We start from the raw sequence: 23,581 nt of genomic DNA, 5'->3' as shown, positions 1-23,581 counted from the left end.
GAACGTGTCGCGCGGCGGCGGAATGTCCCGGGGCCGGTGGAGCGGCCGGACCGGTGTCGTGGCCGACCGCGCGGGCGTCGGCCGCCGCCCCGGCATGGCGAGGGCCGGCCACGCCGTGGCCCCCGCACCCTGCCGCGGCTCCTCCCGGGCCGCCGTCAGGCCGCGAAAAACACTTGCACGGTCCCGTTAGACTGGGCCGTATGGCAATTCTCCTTGTGCATTAGACGGCGTAGAAGCGTCTCCGCCCGTCCCTTCCGCCGTCCATACCGCCCTGGAGTCTTCCCCCGTGATCACCGCATCCGGTATCGAGCTGCGCGCAGGCGCGCGCGTCCTCATCGAATCCGCTTCCTTCCGCATCGCCAAGGGCGACCGCATCGGCCTCGTCGGCCGCAACGGAGCGGGCAAGACGACCCTCACGAAGTGCCTCGCGGGTGAGGGCATCCCCGCGGGCGGCACCATCACCCGCTCCGGCGAGGTGGGCTACCTCCCGCAGGACCCGCGCACCGGCGACCTCGAAGTCCTCGCCCGCGACCGCATCCTGTCGGCCCGCGGCCTCGACACTCTGATCCGTAAGATGCGGCAGAACGAGGAGCGCATCGCCTCCGGCCAGGGCAGCACCCGTGAGAAGGCCCTGCGCCAGTACGAGCGCCAGGAGACCGAGTTCCTCACCAAGGGCGGCTACGCCGCGGAGGCCGAGGCCGCCACCATCGCCGCCGCGCTGGGCCTGCCCGACCGGGTTCTCGGCCAGCCCCTTCATACCCTCTCCGGTGGTCAGCGCCGCCGCGTCGAACTCGCCCGGATTCTGTTCTCGGACGCCGACACGCTCCTGCTCGACGAGCCCACCAACCACCTCGACGCCGACTCGATCGTCTGGCTGCGCGACTACCTGAAGACCTATCGCGGCGGCTTCATCGTGATCTCCCACGACGTCGACCTCGTGGAGACGGTCGTCAACAAGGTCTTCTACCTGGACGCGAACCGCTCGCAGATCGACGTCTACAACATGGGCTGGAAGCTGTACCAGCAGCAGCGCGAGGCGGACGAGAAGCGCCGCAAGCGCGAGCGCCAGAACGCCGAGAAGAAGGCCGCCGCGCTCAACTCGCAGGCCGACAAGATGCGCGCCAAGGCCACCAAGACCGTCGCCGCGCAGAACATGGCCCGCCGGGCCGAGCGTCTGCTGGCCGGTCTCGAGGACGTCCGCATGGCCGACAAGGTCGCCAAGCTCCGCTTCCCGGAGCCGGCGCCCTGCGGCAGGACGCCGCTCAGCGCCGAGGGCCTGTCCAAGTCGTACGGGTCCCTGGAGATCTTCACCGACGTGGACCTCGCCATCGACAAGGGCTCGCGCGTCGTCATCCTGGGCCTCAACGGCGCCGGCAAGACCACGCTGCTGCGGCTCCTCGCGGGCGTGGAGAAGCCGGACACCGGCATGGTCACCCCGGGGCACGGCCTGAAGCTCGGGTACTACGCCCAGGAGCACGAGACCCTCGACCCCGACCGCACGGTCCTGGAGAACATGCGTTCCTCCGCGCCCGACCTCGATCTGGTCGAGGTGCGCAAGACGCTGGGCTCGTTCCTCTTCTCCGGCGACGACGTCGACAAGCCGGCCGGGGTGCTCTCCGGCGGCGAGAAGACCCGGCTGGCGCTGGCCACCCTGGTCGTCTCGTCCGCCAACGTCCTGCTGCTCGACGAGCCCACCAACAACCTCGACCCGGCCAGTCGCGAGGAGATCCTCGGCGCGCTGCGCACCTACAAGGGCGCCGTCATCCTCGTCACGCACGACGAGGGCGCGGTCGAGGCGCTCGAGCCGGAGCGGATCATCCTGCTGCCGGACGGTGTCGAGGACCTGTGGGGCGCGGACTACGCGGACCTCGTGGCCCTGGCCTGAGGCCCCCTGCGACGGGTTCCGGTCCGGCGCCGGAATCCGTCGATCCACCCCTCTACGATCTTCGTATGGATCTCCGCATGGATCATTCGGCCTACGAGTGATCCATCATCTGTGTGAGTGCGTCTCGTATTGCGGCGTGGCGGCTGGTGGACCGCCTTTGCCCGGGCCCCGCTGAGCGCCTCTCCACCTGCCCGCTCTGAGCTGGCCTTTTCCGTATCCGGCCGTGAATGCGTGGATCAAGCACGGATCGGAATGCGATATTCCGTTCGTGGTGGCCTCGCAGCGCACCGCAAAGCGTTCCGTACTGACCTTGTCGAATGGGTGGCCAGGACGCCCGGGAGGGGTGATCATGAGAAGTCCAGAGCGCACTTCCCATGAGGAGGCACGGGTGGCCGAGACTCTGAAGAAGGGCAGCCGGGTGACCGGCGCCGCGCGCGACAAGCTCGCGGCAGACCTGAAGAAGAAGTACGACTCCGGTGCAAGCATCCGGGCGCTGGCCGAAGAGACCGGTCGCTCCTACGGATTCGTCCATCGGATGCTCAGCGAGTCCGGAGTCGTCCTGCGGGGACGTGGCGGAGCGACGCGAGGCAAGAAGGCCGCTTCGGCCTGACAGTCCCGTCGACGAGGCTGCTCCTCCGGTTCATCGGTACCTACAGTGGCCACTTGGTCGGCCCTATGGCCGGCCAGGCGGTTACTGTGCAGTAGCTTACCTTCTTGACTCGAAGGCCAGGCCAGACTGCACCGAACCGGAGGCGCCTCATGACTTCGCTCGATCCCGTACTCGACAAGGACGGCGTACGGCTCACCGTCGAAGACGCGGTTGCCACGGTGACCTTGACGAACCCGGACAAGCGCAACGCCCAGAACTTCGCGCTGTGGCGGGCGTTGGCGCAGGCGGGACGTTCACTCCCCGGCAGCGTGCGGATCGTCGTGCTGCGCGGCGAAGGCAAGTCCTTCTCCGCGGGCCTCGACCGGCAGGCTTTCACACCGGAGGGCTTCGACGGCGAGCCGTCGTTCATCGACCTGGCACGCGGCACCGACGCGGAGATCGACGCGTCCATCGCCGAGTTCCAGGAGGCGTTCACCTGGTGGCGCCGCAACGACATCATCTCCATCGCGGCCGTGCAAGGCCATGCGATCGGAGCGGGCTTCCAGCTCGCCCTCGCCTGCGACCTGAGGGTCGTCGCGCAGGACGTGCAGTTCGCCATGCGCGAGACCGCGCTCGGTCTCGTGCCCGACCTCACCGGCACGCATCCCCTGGTGTCGCTCGTCGGATACGCCCGCGCACTCGAGATCTGCGCGACCGGCCGTTTCGTCCACGCGGAAGAGGCCGAGCGCACGGGCCTCGCCAACCTCGTCGTCCCCGGCGAGGAACTCGACGCCGCGGTACGCGACCTGTCCGCGGCGCTGCTCGCCGCGCCCCGGGACGCGGTGAACGAGACGAAGGCACTGCTGCGGGGAGCGGCCGGCCGCTCGTACGACGAACAGCGCGCGGCGGAACGCGCGGCGCAGGGGCGGCGCCTGCGTGACTTGGCGGGCCTGGCGGACTGAGCCGGTCCGCTGCGCGGTCCGTTCCCCACCCCCTTCCCGACGCGGCGGAGCCGCGGATCGGTACAGCGGGAAGGGGCGGGGAACGAGCCCCGCGCGGCGGTCAGGCCGTCGCCGTGATCACGATCGTCACCGCGCGATCGTCCTCCAGCACCGGCGCCACCACCCTCCGGACGGTCCGCGCCACGTCCAGCGCCCGGTGCCCCTCCGCCGTGGCGAGTTCGACCCGGACATGGTCCGGCGCGTGATGGACCGCCGCGCCCAGCGTCCCCGTCAGATGCGCCACCCCCGCCGTCGCGGCCACGGCCGTGCCCACCGGGTCGGAGGGCTCGACGGCCGCCGGGGCGCCGGGCGACGCAGGACCTTCGGGGGCCGCGTCCAGAAGAGTGTCGACCCGCAGATCGACGACCGTGACCGTGAGACCCAGCGCCTCCGCCGCCGCGTCGAGCAGTACCGACCGCAACGCCGCCGTGAGCGCGGGCAGCGGCTCTGTGAGATCCCAGACGGACACCCCCGCCTCGAGGCGCAGCGGGCCGGGCCACAGTGCTGCCGGTGGCGTCGGCACCGTCGGGGACTCCGCCGCCTCCGGGTCCGCCAGGGAGAGTCTGACGTCGTTCAGGGCGGCCCCCGGCACCGAGGCCGCCGCACGGCGCAGGACCGCGGCGGCGGCTGCTTCCGACAGCCACGCACCGTCCGCCGGACCGCCGAGGGCGACGAGTCTGCCGAGACCCAACACACCGCGTACCCGCCGCAGAACCGCATCCGGAGTGGTCATTCCTCCAGCCTGCCGCATCCCCGGCGCGAATGTGGGCAAGGGCACTTAATGTGGGCAACGGGGCCGTCACCCGCCCGGAAAGGACCAAGGCGATGACCGAAACACCTGGGCGCAGTCTGCCCACGACATCCGGAAACGAACTGCCCGGCTCCAGCGACGCGACCCGTAAGGGCGCAGGCGGCAGGCGACTGCCGGATCCAGGGTCCCGCGGCCGTACCACCATCGCCGACGGAGTGGTGGAGAAGATCGCCGGACTCGCCGCGAAGGACGTTCTCGGCGTGCACACGATGGGGGGCGGGCTCTCCCGCACCTTCGGCGCGGTGCGCGACCGCGTGCCGGGCGGCGGCAGGTCCAGCGTCACCCGCGGAGTGAAGGCCGAGGTCGGCGAGGTCCAGACCGCGATCGACCTGGAGATCGTCATCGACTACGGCGTATCCATCTCCGATGTGGCCCGCGCGGTCAGGGAGAACGTCGTCGCCGCCGTCGAGCGGATGACAGGCCTCGAGGTCGTCGAGGTGAACATCGCCGTCAGCGACGTGAAGCTGCCGGACGAAGAAGAGGACGAGCCGGAGCCTCGAATCCAGTAGAGGAGCCCAACATGAGCATGGCGGTGGTCGGACTGATGGCCGGCATGGCACTCGGGTTCGCCGGATATTTCGGCGGCTTCGGGGCGTTCCTGCTGGTGGCCGCCCTGGGGGCGGTCGGCTTCGTGGTCGGCCGGTTCCTCGAGGGCGACGTCGAGTTCGGCGATTTCATCCGGGGCCGCGAGCGTGGCGACGGGCGGCGGTGACGCGCCGTGGCAGACCCCGTCGCGGTGGCAGACGCCTCCGGTCGTGACGCACCCGCGGGCCGGGTGCCGCCCTCCGACCGGGGGTCGACCACGATCGCCGACCGCGTCGTCGCGAAGATCGCCGCGAGGGCGGCACGTGAAGCGCTCCCCGGGGTGCCGGACGACGGCGCGCCGCCGCACGCCATGGTCGTCGTGCACCACGAAACGGCCAGGGTGCGGGTCAGCCTCGAGCTCGAGTACCCGACCGACATCGGCGCGCAGTGCGGCGCGGTGCGTCGGCGGGTCATCGAGCGGGTAAAGGCGTTGGCGGGGATGGAGGTCCCCGAGGTGGCGGTGCACGTCGAGCGGCTGCACTCCGCCCTCTCGCGCGGCACGGCGCAGGGGAGGATCCGATGACCGAACCGGACAGGCCCTCGGGCCCCGAAGAGCCGGCCCGTCAGGAGCGGGAAGCGCGCTCCTCACGGCCCGTCCTCGAAATGGACCAGTCCGCCTCCGCCTCCGAGTACAACCCTGTGGCGGACGATGACGGCGACGCCGGCAGGACCGGTCGCTTCTGGTCGGTGCGCCGGGTGCCCGCCGGGCTGCTCGCCCTCGTCGTCCTCGCGGGCGCGGGGCTGCTGCTCTACGACGTCGCCGCCGTGCGGGCCGACCGGCCCGCGATGCGCTGGCGGCGATGGCTGGCCGACCACCTCGCCGAATGGCGCCTGGACGAGATCGCGGTGCTCGCCGCGGCCGGCGTGGCGATGCTGCTGGGCCTGTGGCTGGTCCTTCTCGCGGTGACGCCGGGGCTGCGCGCGCTGCTGCCGATGCGGCAGGACCGGCCCGATCTGCGGGCAGGACTGCACAGGGAGGCCGCGGCCCTCGTACTCCGCGACCGGGCCATGGAGGTCTCCGGCGTGCAGTCGGTACAGGTCCGGATGGGGCGGTCCCGGGCGTCGGTACGGGCGCGGGCGCACTTCCGCGACCTGGACGACGTACGCGCCGACCTCGACGAGGCGCTCGGCGACGCCTTGGAGGAACTCGGCCTCGCGAAGCCCCCGGAGCTGGCCGTGCGCGTCGGCAGACCACCCGCGAAGAAGAGGTGAGGAACGGTGCAGGGGATGCTTCGAGCCGTCAACCGGGTCTTCCTCGGCCTCGCCGGGCTCGTCCTGCTGTGCGTCGGCGGTGCGGTCCTCGTGGCGGGCACGGGCCTCTCCGTCCCCTCGTGGTGGCCCTACGACGGAGGGCAGGACGTACTGCTGAGTGACGCCGACCGGACGCGCTGGCGCGACGAGGGCTGGTGGTGGCCGGTCGTCATCGCGGTGCTGGCGCTGCTGCTGATCCTCGCTCTGTGGTGGTTCTTCGCCCAACTGCGGCGCGCACGGCTGGCGGAGGTCCTGGTCGACAGCGGCGATGGCGAAGGCGCGCTGCTGAGGGGCCGGGCGCTTCAGGGTGCGCTGGAGGACGAGGCGGCGGCGCTGGAAGGCGTCTCCCGCGCGTCCGTCCTGCTGACGGGCCGCCGGACCGCGCCCCGGGCGCGGGTGGCACTGCACCTGGATCCGGACGCCTCGCCCGGCGGTACGCTCGCGCGGCTCGCGGACGAGGCGGTCGCGCACGCCCGGGACTCGGCAGGGCTCGAGGCGCTGCCGACGGAGGTACGGCTGCGGGCGGCGAAACACCGGGCTCGGCGGGTGTCGTGACGGTGGGGGCGGGGCCCCGCGCGGGTTCCCGTCCCCGCCCCTTCCCGCTGCACGGTCGGCGGCTCCGCCGCGTGACGGGGCAGCCCCCGGACCCCTTGCCGCGCTTCGCGCGGTGCCCTCGGCCTTCCCCTACGAGGTGCCCCCGGACGGGCTGATTTCGCTGCGCGACATCCGGCTCGCCGACGGAAAACGGACCGGACTCGATCGAGGCGCGCAGCCGGTGGGGGAGGGAGACCCTGTACGGGCAGGGGCCCGGCGGGGAGGGTGACCCCGTCCGGGAAGGGGCCGGTGGGGAACACGCACGCCGTGTCAGAAGCCGTGGCGCGCGCCGCCGTCGATCGGGAGCATGACGCCGGTCAGATAGGACGCCGCCGGCGAGAGCAGGAACGCCGCCGTGCGGCCGAACTCCTCCGGGGTGCCGTAACGCCGCAGCGGGATGGCCGCCTCGTTGGCCCTGCGTGCCGCCTCCGCGTCGCCCGACAGGGCGTCGAGTTCGCGGACGCGGTCCGTGTCGATGCGGGAGGGCAGCAGGCCCACCACGCGGATGCCGCGCGGGCCCAGTTCGTCCGCCAGGGACTTGGCGAAGCCCGCGAGACCCGGGCGGAGGCCGTTGGAGATGGTCAGGCCGGGGATGGGTTCGTGCACGGAACCGGACAGCACGAAACCGATGACACCCCCTTCGTTCAGTTCGGCCGCGGCCGTGCGCGCCATGCGGACGGCGCCGAGGAAGACCGACTCGAACGCGGCGGCCCACTGCTCGTCGGTGTTGTCCGCGGCGAAGCCCGGCGCCGGGCCGCCGACGCTGACGAGGATGCCGTCGAAACGGCCGAAGTGCGCGCGGGCGGCGGCGACAAGGCGTTCCGCGGCGGAGGGGTCGGCGTTGTCGCAGGCGACGCCCACCGCGGCGGAACCGAGTGCGGCCGCGGCGTCGGTGACCGTCTTCTCGTCACGCCCGGTGAGGACGACCTTCGCGCCGTCGGCGACGAGCGCCCGCGCGGAGGCGTTGCCGAGGCCCCTCGAGGCGCCGGTGACGATGTAGACGCGGTCCTTCAGTCCAAGATCCATGGCCCTATCCTGCCGTCCTCTGCCCCGTGAGCGCGAGGGCCGTGGTCACCAGTCCGATGTGGCTGAACGCCTGCGGGAAGTTGCCGAGGTGCTGTCCCGTCGCCGGGTCGTGCTCCTCGGAGAGGAGGCCGACGTCGTTGCAGAGGCCGAGCAGCCGCTCGAACAGTTCGCGGGCCTCCGTCTCGCGGCCCGTCATCCGCAGCGCGTCGGCGAGCCAGAAGGAGCAGACCAGGAACGCGCCCTCGCGGCCCGGCAGCCCGTCGACCTGGGTGGCGTCCGGGGTGTAGCGGCGTACGAGCGGTCCACTGCCCAGCTCCTGCCACACGGCGTCGACCGTGCCGACGACCCGGGGGTCGTCCGGAGGCAGGAAGCCGACGCGCGGGATGAGCAGGACCGCGGCGTCGAGTTCCTTGGAGCCGTACGACTGGGTGAAGGTGCCACGGACCGGGTCGAAGCCCTTCTCGCAGACCTCGCGGTGGATGTCGTCCCGCATGGCCCGCCAGCGTGCCGCGTCGCCGCGCAGCGACGGTTCGCCCTCGAGGGTGCGCACGGCGCGGTCTGCGGCGACCCATGCCATGACCTTGGAGTGGACGAAGTGACGGCGCGGGCCCCGGACCTCCCACAGACCCTCGTCCGGCTCGCGCCATTTGGACTCGAGGAAGCCGAGCAGGCTCAGTTGGATGTTCCACGCCTGTCGCTCGGGTGCGAGACCGGCCTGCCTGGCCAGGTAGAGGGACTCGATGACCTCGCCGTAGACGTCGATCTGCAGTTGGCACCGCGCCTCGTTGCCGACGCGGACCGGCGCGGAGCCGGCGTAGCCGGAGAGCCACTCCAGCTCCATCTCGGGCAGGCGGCGTTCACCGGCCAGTCCGTACATGATCTGAAGGTCGGCCGGGTCGCCGGCTACCGCCCGCAGGAGCCAGTCCCGCCAGGCCGCGGCCTCGTCCAGGTATCCGACGGACACCATGGCGCTCAGGGTGAGGGTCGCGTCGCGCAGCCAGCAGAAGCGGTAGTCCCAGTTCCGTACACCGCCGATGTCTTCGGGCAGGGACGTCGTGGGTGCGGCGACGATGCCTCCGGTGGGGGCGTACGTGAGCGCCTTGAGAGTGATCAGGGAGCGCAGCACGGCGTCACGGTAGGGACCTTGGTAGCGGCACTTCGACGACCAGGTCTCCCAGTCCTGGAGGCAGTGCTCCAGGGCCTCGTGCGGGTCGACGAGCGCGGGCCGCGGCTTGTGCGAGGGGTGCCAGGTGAGGACGAAGGCCACCTTCTCGCCCTCCTCGACCGTGAACGACGAGCAGGTGCTGAAGTGCTGACCCCACGTCTTGACCTCCGGCTCGCTGCGCAGCCAGACGGAGTCGGGCCCCGCGACGGCGACCCGGTGGCCGTCCGTGCGGCGTACCCACGGCACCACGGAGCCGTAGTCGAACCGCAGCCGCAGTGTGCCGGCCATCTCGACCGTGCCGCTGAGGCCCTCGACGATGCGGACGACGTCCGGCGCCTCGTCACGCTGCGGCATGAAGTCGAGGACCCGGACCTTGCCGGTACGGGTCTCCCACACAGATTCCAGCACCAGTGACGCGCCGACGTAGCGGCGGCTGGTGCAGGCGCCCGCGCCCTTGGGCGCGATCCGCCAATGACCGTTCTCCTCGTCGCCGAGAAGTGCGGCGAAGCAAGCGGCGGAGTCGAAACGGGGAAGGCACAGCCAGTCGATGGAGCCGTCCTTGCCGACCAGTGCAGCGGTCTGCAGATCGCCGATCAGGGCGTAGTCCTCGATACGTTGGGTCACGCTCTGGCGTGTTCCCGCCAGAAGAGCACGCTAAGCAGCCGCAGGAGCGGGCTCGGGCGTCGTCTTCTCCGCCGCCGCCAGGTCGCGCCTCTCCCGCCGTACGAGAATCATCCAGCCGACGGGCACCGCCGCGGCGAACAGCCACCACTGCACGGCGTACGCCATGTGGGCGCCGATGGAGTCGTGGTCCGGGTCCGGGATCGTCTCGGGGCTGCCGCCCGCGGGCTTCGGCGCCGTCTGCTCCAGATATCCGCCGAGCACCTGCCGGTCCAGCAGCTGCGCCTGCTGCTCGCTGTTGATCAGCATCACCTGGCGGGGCGGCAGGCCCTTCAGGTCCCTGATGCCGCTGGCGCCGGTCGTCTCGTCGGCCTTCAGCCGGCCGGTGACGGTCACGGTGCCCCCGGGCGCGGCAGGCACCTCGGGGAAGGCCTTCTGGTCGGCGGCGGCGGGGACCCAGCCGCGGTTGACGAGAACGGCACGGCCGTCGGCCAGCACCAGCGGGGTCAGTACGTGGAAGCCGACACGGTCGTCGGCGTTCGTGCGGCGGCGGACGACCATCTCGTGGTCGGTGTCGAACGTGCCGGTCGCGGTGATCCGCCGCCAGTAGTCGGAGCGCGGGACGGTGTGCCCGGGGGAAGTGAGCTCCTCCATCGGAACCGGCTTCGCCTCGAGGTTCCGTGCGATCAAGGCGTTCTGCTCGACCCTGCGCTCGTGCCGGTGCAGCTGCCAGAAGCCCAGCTCGATCATCGTGGGGATGAGAACGAGGCCGATGAGGGTGAGGATCACCCACTGCCGGGTCAACAGGAAGCGGTACACGGCTTCGACCGTACCTGCTCGGCGCGGGGCCACGGACGGTGGGTCCCCGCCCGTGTCCCGGCCGGGCGCAGGTCACACCCTGTCGACGATGCCGGCCCTCCCCTCGGCGCGTGCGCAGTGGGCGCCGCAGTACCAGTGGCCCTCGACCTCGACGCCCTGACCGATGATCTGCACCCGGCAGTGCTCACAGATGGGCGCCATGCGGTGGATGGCGCAGGAGAAGCAGTCGAAGACGTGCACCGCGCCCTGCGCGTGCACCTCGAAGGACATGCCGTAGTCGTTTCCGCAAACCTCGCAACGTGCCATGCGCCACAGGGTGAAACGCTTCGCCGCCCCGGGCGAGCGGGCGCCGGGCGAGTCGCGCCCGTTTCACTCCGATGCGGGTGTCCGTCCGGATCTACGCGTCCGGCGCGGGGGCGACATCCCGCAGCAGCTGGGTGAAGGCGCCCTCGTCGACGACCGGCGTGCCGTACGAGGCGGCCTTGACGGTCTTGGACGTCGCCGCGTCCGGGTCGTTCGTCACCAGCAGACTCGTGAGCCGGGACACACTCGTGGCGACGTGCAGGCCCGCCTCCACGGCCCGGTCCTCGAGCAGTTCACGCTCCACGGAGGTGTCGCCGGAGAAGGCGACCCGCATCCCCTGCACCAGCTGCCCGCCCGGCTCGTACCTCCCCGGGTTGGGGTACGGGCACGGCGGCCGCTTGCGCGACGGCCGCCAGCTGTTGTGCCCGTACGACGGCTGATAGCCGACGCGCGGGGCCGCGGGGGCGTCCGACCACTCGGTCAGCGGCCGGCACTCGAGAAGCGGCAGCCGCACACCGTCGCGGGCCGCGGTGTGCAGGCTCGGCCGGAACGCCTCCGCGAGCACGCGGGCGTCGTCCAGGGCGTGGTGGGCACGCTGCTGCACGACCCCGTAGTGCGCGGCCAGCGACTCGAGCTTGTGGTTGGGCAGCGGGAGCCGCAGCTCCTTGGCGAGCGCGATGGTGCACAGCCGCTGCCGGGTCGGCGCCGCGCCCCGCGCACGCGCGTACTCCCTGGCGATCATGGACCAGTCGAAGGTGGCGTTGTGCGCGACCAGGACCCGGCCGTCGAGCCGCGCGGAGAGCTCGCCGGCGATGTCCCCGAACAGCGGGGCGCCTTCGAGCGCCTCGCTCGTCAGACCGTGGATCCACACCGGTCCGGGGTCGCGCTCCGGATTGACGAGCGTGTACCAGTGGTCCTCGACGTTGCCATGGGTGTCGAGGCGGTAGACGGCAGCCGACACTATCCGGTCGTCACGGGCGAGGCCGGTGGTCTCCACGTCGACGACCGCGTACCCCTGTGGGTACGCGGCCGGCCACGTCGTCGCTGCGGTCCTACGGTCGTCGAGCATGGTCACAGAGAATACGGGCAGGCACCGACAGCCCTGTCCCGCCCCCACCGCCCGAAGGCAGGGGTGTGGCTCCTCGTTCCCAACTTCCTTGCGTGAGACGCTCCCCGGATGAGTGAAGCGACCGGCGGCGAACAACAGGACGAGGCGCACTCAGGTGGACTCGGCACGCGCCTCAACTGGCTGCGCGCCGCCGTCCTCGGCGCGAACGACGGCATCGTCTCGACGGCGGGCCTCGTCGTGGGTGTTGCCGGTGCGACGGACTCGCGGCCGGCGCTGCTCACCGCCGGCCTCGCCGGACTGCTCGCCGGTTCGATGTCGATGGCGGCAGGCGAGTACGTGTCCGTCTCCACGCAGCGCGACTCGGAGATGGCCGCGCTGGCGGTGGAGAAGCGGGAGCTGAAGGAGCAGCCGGAGGCCGAACTGGACGAGCTGACACGCATGCTGGCGGACCGCGGTCTGTCGGAGGAGGTGGCCAGGGAGGCCGCCGTGCAGCTCACCGAACGTGACGCGCTGCGCGCGCACGCGCGGGTGGAACTCGGCATCGACCCCGACCAGCTGGTCAGCCCCTGGCACGCGGCGGGCGCCAGCTTCCTGGCGTTCACGGCCGGTGCGCTGCTGCCGCTGCTGGCCATCGTGCTTCCTCCGGCGTCGGCCCGCCTGTTCGTCACGGTCCTCTCGGTGCTCGCGGCGCTGGCGCTGACCGGCTGGTGGAGCGCCCGGCTGGGCGCCGCCGCGGCCGGGCCCGCCGTCCTGCGCAACGTATGCGGCGGGGCCCTCGCCATGGCGGTGACGTATGCCGCCGGTTCGTCGCTCGACGCGGTCGGCGTCTGAGGCGTTGTCAGGTCCTTACGCGCTTCACCTCGACGCGGTCGGGCGGGAAGCGGTCGACGCCGACGACCGGGGTGTCGTCGCTGACCGTGATCTTCAGTTCGGGCATCGCGACGAGCGGTCCGATGTCGACGGGCGCTCCGGACGGTGAGCACTGCCAGAGCTCCAGGGAAGTGAGCGCGGGCAGCTCGCGCAGCGCGGTGAGGCCGTACGGCAGTTCGCACCGCCAGAGGTGCAGGTGCCGCAGCGTGGAGTGGCGGAGGAGCGGACGCGGGTCGAGGGGGTCGACCTCGTACAGGCTCAGACTCGTCAGCGACGGTGGCAGCGGCAGGCGCGACAGTTGACGCAGCTGCGACTGGCCCGCGATCGTCAGCCCCTCCAGCAACGGCCACCGCTCGATGCCCTCCAGGCTCACGTAACGGGTCTGGTGGTGGAGCCCGAGGTGGACGAGGCCCGGTCCTACCGGCAGTTCCGCGAGGCTCTCGATGAGCAGCGGCTGGGAGAGGTTCACGCTGCGCAGGTCGGGCATGTCCCGCAAGGGCTCGATCGAGACCTCCGGATGAACTTCCCAGAGCGAGAGCCGCTCGAGTCCCGGTCGCGCCAGCGGCCGCAGGTCGCGCAGTTCGGGGCACCGGCTCAGACCGACATCCTTGAGCCGCCGGAGCGACGCGAGCGGCGTGAGATCGTCCACCACGCCGTTCTCGTAAAGAAAGAGCCACTCCGGGTCCTCCACCGCGAGCAGCGGAGTGAGGTCGTGGTGGTCGCCCGCCACATGCAGGCGCCGGGCCTTGGGTATGTGGCGCAGGGCGTGGAGCTGTTCGGGCGTCTGGACGTGCAGGTACGAGGTGTTCCACGCCCCGGCCGCCAGCACGTCCCTGGCGTACGACTCGGTGTCGAACGAACCCCACGCCGTCGACACCTGGAACGCCACGGACAGCCGGGCGTCCTCCCGGAACCGCGCGGCCACCTCGAACGCGGCGTCCCCTTTGATCAGGGCCGCCGTGCGCACCACGGCCGCCGCCGTGTACTCCTCCAGGTCCTCCGGCCCGGGCAGCAGCTCCAGCACCAGTTCGCCGACCTTGGCGAGCCGCGCCGCGTCCTCCTGGGTGCGCGGGGGCAGCAGCTCCTGCGTGCGCGACTGAACCGTCGCGCGGATCTCCGGGTCCAGCTCCGGGGCGTGCTCCAGACAGGCCGCGGCGAGCAGCACCAGACGGTGCCGGTGGCGCTGTGCCCGGTCGGCGCGGCGCAGCAGGTGCCGCAGCAGCCGGGCCCGTTCCTCGACGCGGGCGTGACCGACGGCCATCTGCACCACGTCGTCCCACTGGTCGTCGTGCGCGTTCTGCACAAGGACCCCGAAGTCGCGGGCCTCCACCGCGGCCTTGGCGCCCAGATAGTCCTGGAACGTCCGGTGCACGAAGTCCACCGCACCCGGGCGTGGTTCACGCAGCAGACCGCTCCTGATGAGCAGGTGGGAGAACACCTGCTCCGGGCTGCCCTGCACCTGCGGCATGGCGGCCAGCCACTCGGCCACCATCTCCACCGCCTCGGCACGCTCGGCCTCCACCTGACCGTTGCGGATGAGCCAGTACGCCAGCCGCTGAAGCAGCGCGGTCTGCTCCTCACGCGTCAGATCGACGCCCTCCACACCGACGATCTCCCGCTCGGTGTCCCGCCGCACCAGCAGCATGTCCAGCGCGGCGTCGTACAGCTCCTTGCGGGCGCGCGGCAGTTGCATCCTGCGGTCCCGGTTCAGCGCGCACAGCAGGGCGCACATCAGCGGGTTGGTGGCCAGCCGCCCCAGATCGCGGCGGGTGGAGACGGCCTTGCGCAGGGACGTCTCGTAGGTGTCGAGCTGGGCGCGTTCGGTCTGGGACAGGCACTCCTGGCGGGCGGCCTCGTGCCAGTGACCGATGAACGAGCGGATGTCGTCGCGCTCCATCGGCAGCAGGGAGTGCCCGACGAATCCCTGGCGGGACAGCCAGTCCTCCGGGACGGCCGACGGCCGGGTCGTCACCACGTACCGGGCGTCCGGGTAGGCGGCGATCAGCGACTTCAGCCAGTTCTCCGTGCGGTGCCGCTGCCGTGAGGGGATCTCGTCCACTCCATCGACCAGGATCAGCGCCCGGCCGTCCGTCAGCAGCTTCTCCGTCCAGCCGGCGGGCGCCTCACCGTGCAGCGGGACCCCCGCCGCCCGCAGGAAGGCGTCCGGCATCGGCAGCGTGTCGGACGACGTGAAGGCCCGCAGCCGTAACAGGAAGGGAACGCACCGGTTCCAGTCCTCCAGGTCCTTGCCGAAACTGCGGCGGGCGGCGTTCAGCGCGAGCCACTGCACCAGGGTGCTCTTGCCGGACCCGGCAGGACCGCGCAGGACGAGCCGGTCGGCAGAGGACAGGATCTGCTCCGCCTTCACGGCGACCTGTCCGGTCCGCGGCAGGCCGAAACCCTCCTGGTGGGGCCCGTCGCCGCTGACCGCCAGGGAGATGTACGCCGTGTCCAGCGGCCACTCGCTCCCCGATCTGCCGAGCGTCAGCCCGAACAGCTCCAGACGCCCGTGGGTCTCTGCCACGTAGTCCGCGTACCGCCCCTCGAAGCCGAGGGCGACCGCCTCCGGACGCGGGCCGAGCCGGTCCCTGACGTCCTCGACGAGTGCTTCGGTGCGGCCCGCCCTGCGGGTCTGCTCCACCGCCGCCCGTGCCATGAACGACTGGTCGGCGGTCAGGTTCTCGACCATGTGCGCGCAGCACAGCCGCAGCAGTTCGTCGTAGAGTTCCACGCCCCGCTCGGCCAGGCCGGCCGCGGGGTCCCGCAGCGTACGGAACAGTCGCTCCGGGTCGAGGTCCAGTGCGAACAGCCGGTCGGGACTGACCGTACCGGCGGCCTGGACGGTGTCCCGTACCGCCTCGACGGCGGCCTCGCGCTCGTGGTCGGGCAGGTCGGTGTACGGGTTCGAGAGCCGGCCCGCGAGTTTCCTCGCCACCGGGGCGGGGTCCGGCCGGGGAAGCGGCGCGGCCCTGCGGCCCGTCACCAGGCCGGCCCCCGGGCGTGCGGCGATCAGCGATTTCACGACGGTCACGGCCAGCGTCCCGGCCAGTCGTAAGACGACGGCTTCCAACCCCTGCACTGCGGTTCCTCCCCGTGAATCCACCGGCCACCGGATCGTACGGTCCGCGATCCGTGCCGCGCCGGTCATCGGTGCATGCCCGTGGTGCGGACGGCCTACCCACCGCGGTGGAGACGGGTCGCGTCCCGCGCACACGCGCGGACCTACGCCGCCGGACACGGGGGACGGCCGTCAAGCGGTGGCGTCTGCCCACTTCGGCGCGTCCGTGCCCCAGATCCCGGGCGGGCGGGCCCAGTCGGCCGGCCCGCCCTCGTAGCCGACCGCCGGAACGGCGTGACGCAGACGGCCCATGGGGCTGTCCCTCTCGGTGAGCCACCGGTCGGCGTCGTACGCCGGGTCCCCGTCGGGTGCCTTGACGAGACCCCCGGTCAGCCAGGCCGCCGTCTGTGTGAGAGCGGCCTCCACCAGGCGGGTTCCGCCCGCGAAGTGCTGTCCGGTCAGCGAGCGCAGCACCCCGGCGGCCAGCAGATACCCGGTTCCGTGGTCGAGGGCCTGGGCGGGCAGGGTGCCCGGGCGGCCTTCGTCGCCCTCCGTGGCGGCGATGCCGGTCGCCGCCTGGACCAGGCTGTCGAAACCACGCCGCTCTGCCCACGGCCCGTACCCGCCCCAGGCCGACAGCCGGGCCACCACCAGGCCCGGACGGCGCTCGGCCAGCGCCTGCGGGGAGAGGCCGAACCGGTCGAGGGCACCCGGCCGGTAGCCGGTCACCACCACGTCGGCCAGGGTCAGCAGTTCCTCGAACACGGCACGGTCCGCGACCGCGGCCAGGTCGAGCCGGGTGGACCGTTTTCCCGTCCCGGTGTCGTCGTGGGCGTCCTGACTCTCCGGCAGATGCGGGGAGTCGATCCTCAGCACGTCTGCGCCCAGCAGCGCGAGCGTCCGCGTGGCGACCGGGCCGGCCAGCACCCGGGTCAGGTCGAGCACGCGCAGTCCCGAACAGGGCGGGGAGGCCCCGCCGTTCGCGGCCCGCGGCGGGCAGTCGTCGCCGAGCCGCTCCACCCGCAGCAGGGGCCGCCCGGCGGTGGCCGCCCCCTGCGGGTGCTCCGCCCATTCGTTCCCGCCGCGCATGGCCACGGCCAGGCCGCCCTCCGCGTACACGCTCTCCTCGACGTCCACGGCGCGGCGTTCGCCGATCGCGCCGGCGGCGGCCTCCACTCCGGCGTCCTCGGGCAGGGACAGCGTGGCGAGCAACCGTGCCCGGTGATGCGGGTAGTTGGCGTGCGTACGCACCCACCCGTCCGCCGCGGGCCAGAACCGGGACAGCGGTGCGAACGTGGCCGGCGCCACGCCGTCCACCCGCACCAGCCTGTCACTGAGGAACGCCGTCGTCACCGCACCGTCCTCGACGGTCACGGAGGGGACGGGCCCGCCGCCGCGCCGCGCGGCCAGCTCGGCGGCGGCGAGGGAGCAGACCCCGACGGTGGCGCGGGCCAGCTCCATGACCGGCAGCCGGGACGGCAGCGAGCCGCCACCCCTGTGGACGACACGGCCGAGCAGAGCCGGGTCACCGCCCAGAGCCGCCCATGCCTGGGCGGTACCGCTGGACGGGAAATCGGAGGGTGAGTGGGTCATGCACCCACTATGGCACCGGCGCCACAACGCAAGGGGCCCGGTGCGGATCGCGCACCGGGCCCCTCGCATGAAGCCGCTAGCGGCGGACCGCGTCCAGAGCGTCGGTGACGCCCGTGCCGTAGAAGCCGTTGTCGCGCTCGCTGCCCTCGCAGACCGCGTCGACGGTGCCGTTGCCGTCGATGTCGTACGGGTTGGTGCACGCCGTGTCGTCAGCCTGCGCGTACAGCAGACCCTTGACCAGGGCCGGCGGTGCGTACGGGTGGGTCGACTTGATCAGCGCCGCCACGCCCGCGACGTGCGGGGAGGCCATCGACGTACCGGCCTTGTAGCCGTAGCCGCCCGGAACCGTGGAGAGGATCCGGCCGTCGACCGCCGGCGCGTCCGGCGCCTGGTAGCGCGTCGAGTCGCCGCCGGGGGCGGAGATGTCGACCACGCCGTTGCCGTAGTTGGAGTACGAGGCCTTGAGGCCCTTCGCACCCAGCGCGGACACCGTGACGACGCCCGGGATCTGCGTCGGGATGTCGAGGCACTCGCGCGGGTTGATGACCCGCTCGACCGGGGTGGTGTCGTTCGGGCTCGTGGTGTCGGTGAGCTCGTCCGCCGCCAGGTCCATGCGGGAGTTGCCGGCCGCGGCGACGTTCACCGCGCCCTTGCCCTCCGCGTAGCGGGTGGCACGGGAGACCGCCTCGACAAGGGCCTTCTGGTCCGCGTCGTTCTTGCAGTTGAACAGCCACGGGTCCGTGTAGTAGCTGTTGTTGGTCACGTCGACGCCGTGCTCCGCCGCCCACACGAAGCCGCAGACGACGGCCTCGGTGTAGAAGAAGCCGTCGGGCTGCGAGACTTTGATGCCGGAGACCTTCACGCCCGGCGCGACGCCGGTGACGCCGACGCCGTTCTTCGCGGCGGCGATCGTGCCCGCGACATGGGTGCCGTGGTCGGACTCGGTCGGACCCGGACGCCAGGCGCCGTCCGCCGTGTTCGGCACGCCGCCCACGCAGCTGACGGACGCCTCGCGGTCGAAGTTCGGCGCGAGGTCCGGGTGGGTGTCGTCGACACCCGTGTCGATGACCGCGACCGTGACCTTGTCACTGCCGAGCGTCTTCTCGTGCGCCTTGTCGGCCTTGATGGCCGGGAGGTCCCACTGCAGGGGCTCCAGCGGGTCCTGGCCGGAGGACGCCACCGCGGCGGAGGCCTTCGCCTCGTCGGCGGTGAGCGGACGCTCCGACTCGATGGCCATGTCGGCCGACGGCGCCAGAGGCGCGGTGCGCGTGGCACCGGCCGACGCCACGCCCCGCACACCGCGGATGGTCGTGGCGAAGTCCGGGTTCTGCGAGTGGACGACGATGACGCCTATCTGGTCGTAGGCCATCACCACCGTTCCGCCGGCCTTGGCTATGGCCTTCTTGACCGACTCCGCGGTGCCGTGACCGCCCTTCACGTTCACGACGTACGACAGCTTGGGTCCGTCCGCCTGGACCGCGGCAGGTACGTCGTCGACCGGCGCCGCCGTAGCGGCCCCCGCGGGCAGGAAGCCGAGCGAGGCCGTGAGCGCCAGACCGGCGGGCAGCGCGAGGGCGCGGCGCCGTCTGGATCCCAGATGAGCCATGGGTTCTCCACATCATCCGTGACAACCGCCCAGACACCCCTGTGCGAATGGGCGGGTACATGACGAGTGAAGCTATCGCTGATCAAGGTCCGGATTCAATGAGTTCGCGAAGGAAGTGCAGAAGAAAAAGACCGGGGCTGAACCAGTGCGGCGCGTGCTCCGTGCCGTTGTCAGGGAGTGGAGCAACATCGAACCGCCCCTGCCAGTGACATCCCCGAGTCCATCCCCACCGCACCCGCGTCGCGAGGAGATTCCGTGACCACCGAGGCACCGCCGCCCGAGCGCGATAAGCAGACCAGCACCGCCCAGCCCACGACAGAGTCGTTCGTGCAGGTGCAGCAGAGTACGGAATTCGGCGAACTGCGCCGCACATACCGTTCCTTCGCCTTCCCCCTGACCATCGCGTTCATCGCCTGGTACCTGCTCTACGTCCTGCTCTCGAACTACGCCGGCGGCTTCATGGGCACGAAGCTCTTCGGCAACATCAACGTCGCTCTCGTCTTCGGCCTCGCGCAGTTCCTGACCACGTTCCTCATCGCCTGGTTCTACTCCCGGCACGCCGCCGCGAAGCTCGACCCGAAGGCCGAGGCCATCAAGTCCCGTATGGAGGCCGACGCATGAGCCCCGCCCTGCACCTCGCGGCCTCGAGCGCCACGACCGAGCACCGGCCGCTGATCATCACGCTCTTCGCGGCCTTCGTCGTCGGAACGCTGTTCATCACCGTCTGGGCCGGGCGGCAGACCAAGGACGCCACCGACTTCTACGCGGGCGGACGCCAGTTCACCGGCTTCCAGAACGGCCTCGCCATCTCGGGCGACTACATGTCGGCCGCCTCGTTCCTCGGCATCGCCGGCGCCATCGCCCTCTTCGGCTACGACGGCTTCCTCTACTCGATCGGCTTCCTGGTCGCCTGGCTCGTCGCCCTGCTGCTTGTCGCCGAGCCGCTGCGCAACTCCGGCCGCTACACGATGGGCGACGTCCTCGCCTACCGGATGCGCCAGCGCCCGGTCCGTACCGCCGCCGGCGTCTCCACCATCGTCGTCTCGATCTTCTACCTGCTCGCGCAGATGGCGGGCGCGGGCATCCTCGTCTCGCTGCTGCTCGGCATCACCAGCGACGGCGGAAAGATCGCGATCGTCGCCCTCGTCGGTCTGCTGATGATCGTCTATGTGACCATCGGCGGGATGAAGGGCACCACCTGGGTGCAGATGGTCAAGGCCGTCCTGCTGATCGCGGGCACCCTGCTCATCACGTTCCTGGTGCTGTGGAAGTTCAACTTCAACATCTCCGACCTGCTCGGAGAGGCGGCGAAGAACAGCGAGGTCGGCCAGAAGGGCAACCCCGACGCCTTCCTCGAGCCCGGCCTCAAGTACGGCGTCGACGGTATGACGAAGCTCGACTTCATCTCCCTCGGCATCGCGCTCGTCCTCGGCACCGCGGGACTCCCGCACATCCTGATCCGCTTCTACACCGTGCCCACCGCCAAGGCCGCGCGTAAGTCCGTCAACTGGGCCATCGGCATCATCGGCGCGTTCTACCTGATGACCATCGCGCTCGGCTTCGGCGCCGCCGCGATTGTCGGGCCCGCGGAGATCAAGGCGTCCAACCCGGCGGGCAACACCGCTGCCCCGCTGCTCGCCCTGCACATCGGCGGCGTCGACTCCGCCTGGGGCGCGATCCTGCTCGCCGTGATCTCGGCCGTCGCCTTCGCCACCATCCTCGCCGTCGTCGCCGGACTCACGCTGGCCTCCTCGTCGTCGTTCGCGCACGACATCTACGCCAACGTCATCCGCAGGGGACAGGCCACGGAGAAGGAGGAGGTCCGCGCCGCGCGCTGGGCGACCGTCTTCATCGGCATCGTGTCCATCGCCCTCGGCGCGCTCGCCCGCGACCTGAACGTGGCCGGCCTCGTCGCCCTCGCCTTCGCGGTCGCCGCCTCGGCCAACCTGCCCACGATCCTCTACAGCCTGTTCTGGAAGAGGTTCACCACCCAGGGCGCCCTGTGGTCCATCTACGGAGGCCTCGCCTCCTCGGTGTTCCTGGTGCTGTTCTCGCCGGTGGTCTCCGGCAGCGCGTCCGCGATGTTCCCGAGCGTGGACTTCGCCTGGTTCCCGCTGTCCAACCCGGGTCTCATCTCCATCCCGCTGGGCTTCCTGCTCGGCTGGCTCGGCTCGATCCTGACCAAGGAGAAGCCCGACGAGGGCAAGTACGCCGAGCTCGAGGTCAAGTCCCTCACCGGCATCGGCGCCCACTGAGAGGAAAGCGACACACGCATGTCAGCGGCCGCGTCGTAGGCTCCTACGACGCGGCCGTGCCGTACCTCGTGCCAATCGGGCCTCTGGCATTGTCGGCGCCGTCGCGTAGGCTCGAAACCGTCGGATCCGCGAATAGGGGAGGGGGCCCACAGTGCTCATCGACACCTACGGCCGAGTGGCCACTGACCTGCGCGTTTCTCTGACGGACCGGTGCAATCTGCGGTGTACGTACTGCATGCCGGAAGAAGGCCTCCAGTGGCTGGCCAAGCCCGATCTGCTCACCGACGACGAAATCGTCCGCCTGATCCGGATCGCCGTCACCGACCTCGGGATCACCGAGGTGCGCTTCACCGGCGGTGAGCCGCTGCTGCGTCCGGGACTGGTCGGCATCGTCGAGCGCTGCGCCGCCCTCGAGCCCCGCCCCAAGATGTCCCTCACCACCAACGGCATAGGACTCAAGCGCACCGCCGCGGCCCTCGAGGCCGCCGGCCTCGACCGGGTCAACGTCTCCCTGGACACCCTGCGGCCCGACGTCTTCAAGACCCTCACCCGCCGCGACCGCCACCACGACGTGCTCGACGGCCTCGAAGCCGCCCGCGCCGCCGGCCTGACCCCGGTCAAGGTCAACGCCGTCCTGATGCCCGGCATGAACGACGACGAGGCTCCCGACCTGCTCGCCTGGGCCGTGGAACACGAATACGAGCTGCGTTTCATCGAGCAGATGCCGCTCGACGCACAGCACGGCTGGAAGCGCGACGGCATGATCACCGCCGGGGACATCCTCCAGTCCCTGCGGACGCGCTTCACCCTCACCCCGGAGGGCGACGCCGCGCGCGGCTCCGCGCCTGCCGAGCGGTGGATCGTCGACGGCGGGCCGCACCGGGTCGGCGTCATCGCCTCCGTCACTCGGCCGTTCTGCCGCGCCTGCGACCGGACCCGGCTCACCGCCGACGGTCAGGTGCGTACCTGCCTCTTCGCCACCGAGGAGACCGACCTGCGGGCGGCGCTGCGCTCGGAGGCGCCCGACGAGGAGATCGCCCGCATCTGGCGGCTGGCGATGTGGGGCAAGAAGGCCGGATCCGGCCTCGACGACCCGTCGTTCCTTCAGCCGGAGCGGCCCATGTCAGCCATCGGCGGCTGACCCGGCCCCGGCACCCCGCTCCCACTCCTCCAGCGTCACGACGTCCTTCAGGAAACCGCGCACCCCGAGGAACTGGGACAGGTGCTCGCGGTGCTCGTCGCATGCCAGCCACGTCTTGCGGCGGTCCGGAGTGTGCAGCTTCGGATTGTTCCAGGCGAGGACCCAGACGGCGCCGGTACGGCAGCCCTTGGCCGAACAGATCGGGGTTTCGCCACTCACCGGAGGATTCACGGGATCATTGTCCCAGCATGGCGACGCCGAGCAGCCACGGGGGGAGCTGCCCGGCGTCGGTCCGTCGCTCCGACGGGGGATGCGGAGCGCGTACGCAGTATGTCACGGGGGACAGGGTGCGGTGCACCGGAACTTCATGATTGATCTGAGCTTTTCTTGAGCTTCGCGAGCCCGCCGGACACCGCCCGTATCAGCGCTGCCCGGCCCCCGGACGGTCCTCCTGGAAGGGCTCCGCCTCCGGCTCCGGTTCCGCCGCACGCTGCCCGGATCCGGCCTCGACGGCCGGCCGGACGGGGGGCTCGACGAAGGTCGACGGGAGCGAAGGGGCGTTCTCCCGCCCCGCGTTGGCGATGACGACGGAGATGTACGGCAGCAGTACACCGAGCGCCAGCGCCACGATCGCCACATGGCGTTCCACGTTCCACAGGACCGCCGCGAGGATCACGGCGACCGTCCTGATCGACATCGAGATCACATAGCGCCGCTGCCTGCCGCGCACGTCGTCGGCGAGGCCCTGCCGTGCTCCGGTGATCCGGAAGACCTCGGTCCCACCGTGCTTCCGCATCGTGCTCCACCACCCGATTTCCCCGCGCCGGACGTTCGGCGGAATTCCCCTGCTCCGACCTTCCACGGTACGCCTGGGCTGCGCCGCGTTCGAGAGCGGGGCCGCCCGACGTCTGCGTGCCCGGCGTGCGCAGACACACGTACGGCTGACCCCGACATGCGCCGTACGGCCCACCGACCGAGACTGGCGACGTAACTGCTCACGCAGGGCCGTACAAGGAGGCAGCCATGGGCTGGTTGTGGGCGATCATCGTGGGATTCGTGCTGGGCCTGCTCGCGAAAGCGATCATCCCAGGCAAACAGCACAGTCCGCTGTGGCTGACCACCATCTTCGGCATCATCGGCGCCATCATCGGCAACGCCGTCGCACGTGGTTTCGGCATCGCGGAGACCAGCGGCATCGACTGGGGCCGGCACGCACTGCAACTCGCGGCTGCCATCGTCATCGTCTTCCTCGGCGACATGGCCTACACCGCCGCCCGCGGCAAGAAACGGCATCACGCCTGAGGAACACCCGTGGCCGGGTGGGCGATCACGCCCACCC

General features: G+C 71.3%; 24 protein-coding genes. 13 read left to right on the top strand and 11 right to left on the bottom strand.

Going from position 1 to position 23,581, the window contains the following annotated elements; all coding sequences use genetic code 11:
* Nucleotides 1-286: 286 nt before the first annotated feature.
* The 3 genes from ACWGH4_RS03260 to ACWGH4_RS03250 all read left to right on the top strand — a co-directional run bounded on the left by ACWGH4_RS03260 (nt 287) and on the right by ACWGH4_RS03250 (nt 3,436).
* Entirely contained in the window at nt 287-1,885 is a 1,599-nt protein-coding gene (locus ACWGH4_RS03260) for an ATP-binding cassette domain-containing protein (protein WP_441267213.1), read from the top strand.
* 388 nt (nt 1,886-2,273) lie between these two features.
* A complete protein-coding gene (locus ACWGH4_RS03255) occupies nt 2,274-2,495 on the top strand; it encodes a helix-turn-helix domain-containing protein (protein WP_005319113.1) in 222 nt (73 codons plus the stop codon).
* Nucleotides 2,496-2,644: 149 nt separating this feature from the next.
* Nucleotides 2,645-3,436: an enoyl-CoA hydratase/isomerase family protein gene (locus ACWGH4_RS03250; protein ID WP_005319115.1), complete on the top strand. Its 792-nt coding sequence runs from the start codon at nt 2,645-2,647 to the stop codon at nt 3,434-3,436.
* Nucleotides 3,437-3,536: 100 nt separating this feature from the next.
* On the opposite strand, the gene ACWGH4_RS03245 is transcribed toward ACWGH4_RS03250, so the two are convergent.
* Entirely contained in the window at nt 3,537-4,208 is a 672-nt protein-coding gene (locus ACWGH4_RS03245; RefSeq protein ID WP_453454930.1) for a hypothetical protein, read from the bottom strand.
* A gap of 92 nt (nt 4,209-4,300) precedes the next feature.
* Between ACWGH4_RS03245 and ACWGH4_RS03240 the strand changes: the two genes are divergently transcribed.
* From ACWGH4_RS03240 to amaP, 5 genes are read left to right on the top strand one after another with little or no spacing between them, the layout of a single operon-like run.
* The gene (locus tag ACWGH4_RS03240) at nt 4,301-4,795 is read left to right on the top strand and encodes an Asp23/Gls24 family envelope stress response protein (RefSeq protein WP_453454927.1); all 495 of its coding nucleotides are present in this window, start codon (nt 4,301-4,303) and stop codon (nt 4,793-4,795) included.
* Between the two features lie 11 nt (nt 4,796-4,806).
* Nucleotides 4,807-4,998 (top strand): hypothetical protein, encoded by a 192-nt coding sequence (locus ACWGH4_RS03235; RefSeq protein WP_441267216.1) that lies wholly within the window; start codon nt 4,807-4,809, stop codon nt 4,996-4,998.
* Between the two features lie 6 nt (nt 4,999-5,004).
* On the top strand, nt 5,005-5,394 hold the full coding sequence (locus ACWGH4_RS03230; RefSeq protein ID WP_453454924.1) for an Asp23/Gls24 family envelope stress response protein: 390 nt from the start codon (nt 5,005-5,007) through the stop codon (nt 5,392-5,394).
* Nucleotides 5,391-6,083, top strand: a complete 693-nt coding sequence (locus ACWGH4_RS03225; protein WP_453454922.1) for a DUF6286 domain-containing protein — start codon at nt 5,391-5,393, stop codon at nt 6,081-6,083. Before ACWGH4_RS03230 ends, ACWGH4_RS03225 begins: the two co-directional genes overlap by 4 nt.
* Nucleotides 6,084-6,098: 15 nt before the next feature.
* Nucleotides 6,099-6,677 (top strand): alkaline shock response membrane anchor protein AmaP, encoded by a 579-nt coding sequence (gene amaP / locus ACWGH4_RS03220; protein ID WP_453454919.1) that lies wholly within the window; start codon nt 6,099-6,101, stop codon nt 6,675-6,677.
* 309 nt (nt 6,678-6,986) lie between these two features.
* Here the strand turns inward: amaP and ACWGH4_RS03215 are convergent, their stop codons facing one another.
* The 5 genes from ACWGH4_RS03215 to ACWGH4_RS03195 form a co-directional block, all read right to left on the bottom strand.
* The gene (locus ACWGH4_RS03215) at nt 6,987-7,742 is read right to left on the bottom strand and encodes an SDR family oxidoreductase (protein WP_453454917.1); all 756 of its coding nucleotides are present in this window, start codon (nt 7,740-7,742) and stop codon (nt 6,987-6,989) included.
* Between the two features lie 4 nt (nt 7,743-7,746).
* Nucleotides 7,747-9,531 (bottom strand): glycoside hydrolase family 15 protein, encoded by a 1,785-nt coding sequence (locus tag ACWGH4_RS03210; protein WP_453454914.1) that lies wholly within the window; start codon nt 9,529-9,531, stop codon nt 7,747-7,749.
* A gap of 30 nt (nt 9,532-9,561) precedes the next feature.
* Entirely contained in the window at nt 9,562-10,347 is a 786-nt protein-coding gene (locus ACWGH4_RS03205) for an SURF1 family cytochrome oxidase biogenesis protein (protein ID WP_453454911.1), read from the bottom strand.
* Between the two features lie 72 nt (nt 10,348-10,419).
* Nucleotides 10,420-10,653 (bottom strand): hypothetical protein, encoded by a 234-nt coding sequence (locus tag ACWGH4_RS03200; RefSeq protein WP_100106509.1) that lies wholly within the window; start codon nt 10,651-10,653, stop codon nt 10,420-10,422.
* Between the two features lie 91 nt (nt 10,654-10,744).
* Entirely contained in the window at nt 10,745-11,725 is a 981-nt protein-coding gene (locus ACWGH4_RS03195) for a DEDDh family exonuclease (protein ID WP_453454909.1), read from the bottom strand.
* Nucleotides 11,726-11,827: 102 nt separating this feature from the next.
* On the opposite strand from ACWGH4_RS03195, the gene ACWGH4_RS03190 reads away from it, so the two are divergent.
* Entirely contained in the window at nt 11,828-12,550 is a 723-nt protein-coding gene (locus ACWGH4_RS03190) for a VIT1/CCC1 transporter family protein (protein WP_453454906.1), read from the top strand.
* A gap of 7 nt (nt 12,551-12,557) precedes the next feature.
* On the opposite strand, the gene ACWGH4_RS03185 is transcribed toward ACWGH4_RS03190, so the two are convergent.
* The 3 genes from ACWGH4_RS03185 to ACWGH4_RS03175 all read right to left on the bottom strand — a co-directional run bounded on the left by ACWGH4_RS03185 (nt 12,558) and on the right by ACWGH4_RS03175 (nt 18,846).
* A complete protein-coding gene (locus ACWGH4_RS03185; RefSeq protein WP_453454903.1) occupies nt 12,558-15,668 on the bottom strand; it encodes an NACHT domain-containing protein in 3,111 nt (1,036 codons plus the stop codon).
* A 171-nt stretch (nt 15,669-15,839) separates the two neighbouring features.
* Nucleotides 15,840-17,240 (bottom strand): CoA transferase, encoded by a 1,401-nt coding sequence (locus tag ACWGH4_RS03180; protein WP_453454901.1) that lies wholly within the window; start codon nt 17,238-17,240, stop codon nt 15,840-15,842.
* Nucleotides 17,241-17,316: 76 nt separating this feature from the next.
* Nucleotides 17,317-18,846, bottom strand: a complete 1,530-nt coding sequence (locus tag ACWGH4_RS03175) for a S8 family peptidase (protein ID WP_453454898.1) — start codon at nt 18,844-18,846, stop codon at nt 17,317-17,319.
* A 255-nt stretch (nt 18,847-19,101) separates the two neighbouring features.
* On the opposite strand from ACWGH4_RS03175, the gene ACWGH4_RS03170 reads away from it, so the two are divergent.
* The 3 genes from ACWGH4_RS03170 (at nt 19,102) to moaA (ending at nt 22,242) form a co-directional block, all read left to right on the top strand.
* Nucleotides 19,102-19,467: a DUF485 domain-containing protein gene (locus ACWGH4_RS03170; protein WP_364597801.1), complete on the top strand. Its 366-nt coding sequence runs from the start codon at nt 19,102-19,104 to the stop codon at nt 19,465-19,467.
* On the top strand, nt 19,464-21,101 hold the full coding sequence (locus tag ACWGH4_RS03165; RefSeq protein ID WP_453454895.1) for a solute symporter family protein: 1,638 nt from the start codon (nt 19,464-19,466) through the stop codon (nt 21,099-21,101). Before ACWGH4_RS03170 ends, ACWGH4_RS03165 begins: the two co-directional genes overlap by 4 nt.
* Before the next feature lie 151 nt (nt 21,102-21,252).
* Nucleotides 21,253-22,242, top strand: coding sequence for a GTP 3',8-cyclase MoaA (gene moaA, locus ACWGH4_RS03160; protein WP_453454892.1), 990 nt, complete (start codon nt 21,253-21,255; stop codon nt 22,240-22,242).
* On the opposite strand, the gene ACWGH4_RS03155 is transcribed toward moaA, so the two are convergent.
* Nucleotides 22,225-22,461 (bottom strand): hypothetical protein, encoded by a 237-nt coding sequence (locus tag ACWGH4_RS03155; RefSeq protein ID WP_453454890.1) that lies wholly within the window; start codon nt 22,459-22,461, stop codon nt 22,225-22,227. The genes moaA and ACWGH4_RS03155 overlap by 18 nt on opposite strands.
* A gap of 202 nt (nt 22,462-22,663) precedes the next feature.
* Nucleotides 22,664-23,038 carry a DUF3099 domain-containing protein gene (locus ACWGH4_RS03150; RefSeq protein WP_441267231.1) on the bottom strand — a complete coding sequence of 125 codons (375 nt, stop codon included), beginning with the start codon at nt 23,036-23,038 and terminating at the stop codon, nt 22,664-22,666.
* A 227-nt stretch (nt 23,039-23,265) separates the two neighbouring features.
* Between ACWGH4_RS03150 and ACWGH4_RS03145 the strand changes: the two genes are divergently transcribed.
* On the top strand, nt 23,266-23,544 hold the full coding sequence (locus ACWGH4_RS03145; RefSeq protein ID WP_453454886.1) for a GlsB/YeaQ/YmgE family stress response membrane protein: 279 nt from the start codon (nt 23,266-23,268) through the stop codon (nt 23,542-23,544).
* Nucleotides 23,545-23,581: the final 37 nt, after the last annotated feature.

This window comes from Streptomyces sp. NPDC054847, from assembly GCF_053610925.1.
Note: the sequence above shows the minus strand (reverse complement) of the source record. Positions and strands in the feature narration are given on the sequence as shown.

Bases quoted from the DNA above. Each gene is read 5' to 3' on its own strand.
- ACWGH4_RS03250 (WP_005319115.1), top strand. From the start codon at position 2,645: ATGACTTCGCTCGATCCCGTACTCGACAAGGACGGCGTACGGCTCACC.
- ACWGH4_RS03245 (WP_453454930.1), bottom strand. From the start codon at position 4,208: ATGACCACTCCGGATGCGGTTCTGCGGCGGGTACGCGGTGTGTTGGGT.
- ACWGH4_RS03240 (WP_453454927.1), top strand. From the start codon at position 4,301: ATGACCGAAACACCTGGGCGCAGTCTGCCCACGACATCCGGAAACGAA.
- ACWGH4_RS03235 (WP_441267216.1), top strand. From the start codon at position 4,807: ATGAGCATGGCGGTGGTCGGACTGATGGCCGGCATGGCACTCGGGTTC.
- ACWGH4_RS03225 (WP_453454922.1), top strand. From the start codon at position 5,391: ATGACCGAACCGGACAGGCCCTCGGGCCCCGAAGAGCCGGCCCGTCAG.
- amaP (WP_453454919.1), top strand. From the start codon at position 6,099: ATGCTTCGAGCCGTCAACCGGGTCTTCCTCGGCCTCGCCGGGCTCGTC.
- ACWGH4_RS03215 (WP_453454917.1), bottom strand. From the start codon at position 7,742: ATGGATCTTGGACTGAAGGACCGCGTCTACATCGTCACCGGCGCCTCG.
- ACWGH4_RS03200 (WP_100106509.1), bottom strand. From the start codon at position 10,653: ATGGCACGTTGCGAGGTTTGCGGAAACGACTACGGCATGTCCTTCGAG.
- ACWGH4_RS03190 (WP_453454906.1), top strand. From the start codon at position 11,828: ATGAGTGAAGCGACCGGCGGCGAACAACAGGACGAGGCGCACTCAGGT.
- ACWGH4_RS03180 (WP_453454901.1), bottom strand. From the start codon at position 17,240: ATGACCCACTCACCCTCCGATTTCCCGTCCAGCGGTACCGCCCAGGCA.
- ACWGH4_RS03175 (WP_453454898.1), bottom strand. From the start codon at position 18,846: ATGGCTCATCTGGGATCCAGACGGCGCCGCGCCCTCGCGCTGCCCGCC.
- ACWGH4_RS03165 (WP_453454895.1), top strand. From the start codon at position 19,464: ATGAGCCCCGCCCTGCACCTCGCGGCCTCGAGCGCCACGACCGAGCAC.
- ACWGH4_RS03150 (WP_441267231.1), bottom strand. From the start codon at position 23,038: ATGCGGAAGCACGGTGGGACCGAGGTCTTCCGGATCACCGGAGCACGG.
- ACWGH4_RS03145 (WP_453454886.1), top strand. From the start codon at position 23,266: ATGGGCTGGTTGTGGGCGATCATCGTGGGATTCGTGCTGGGCCTGCTC.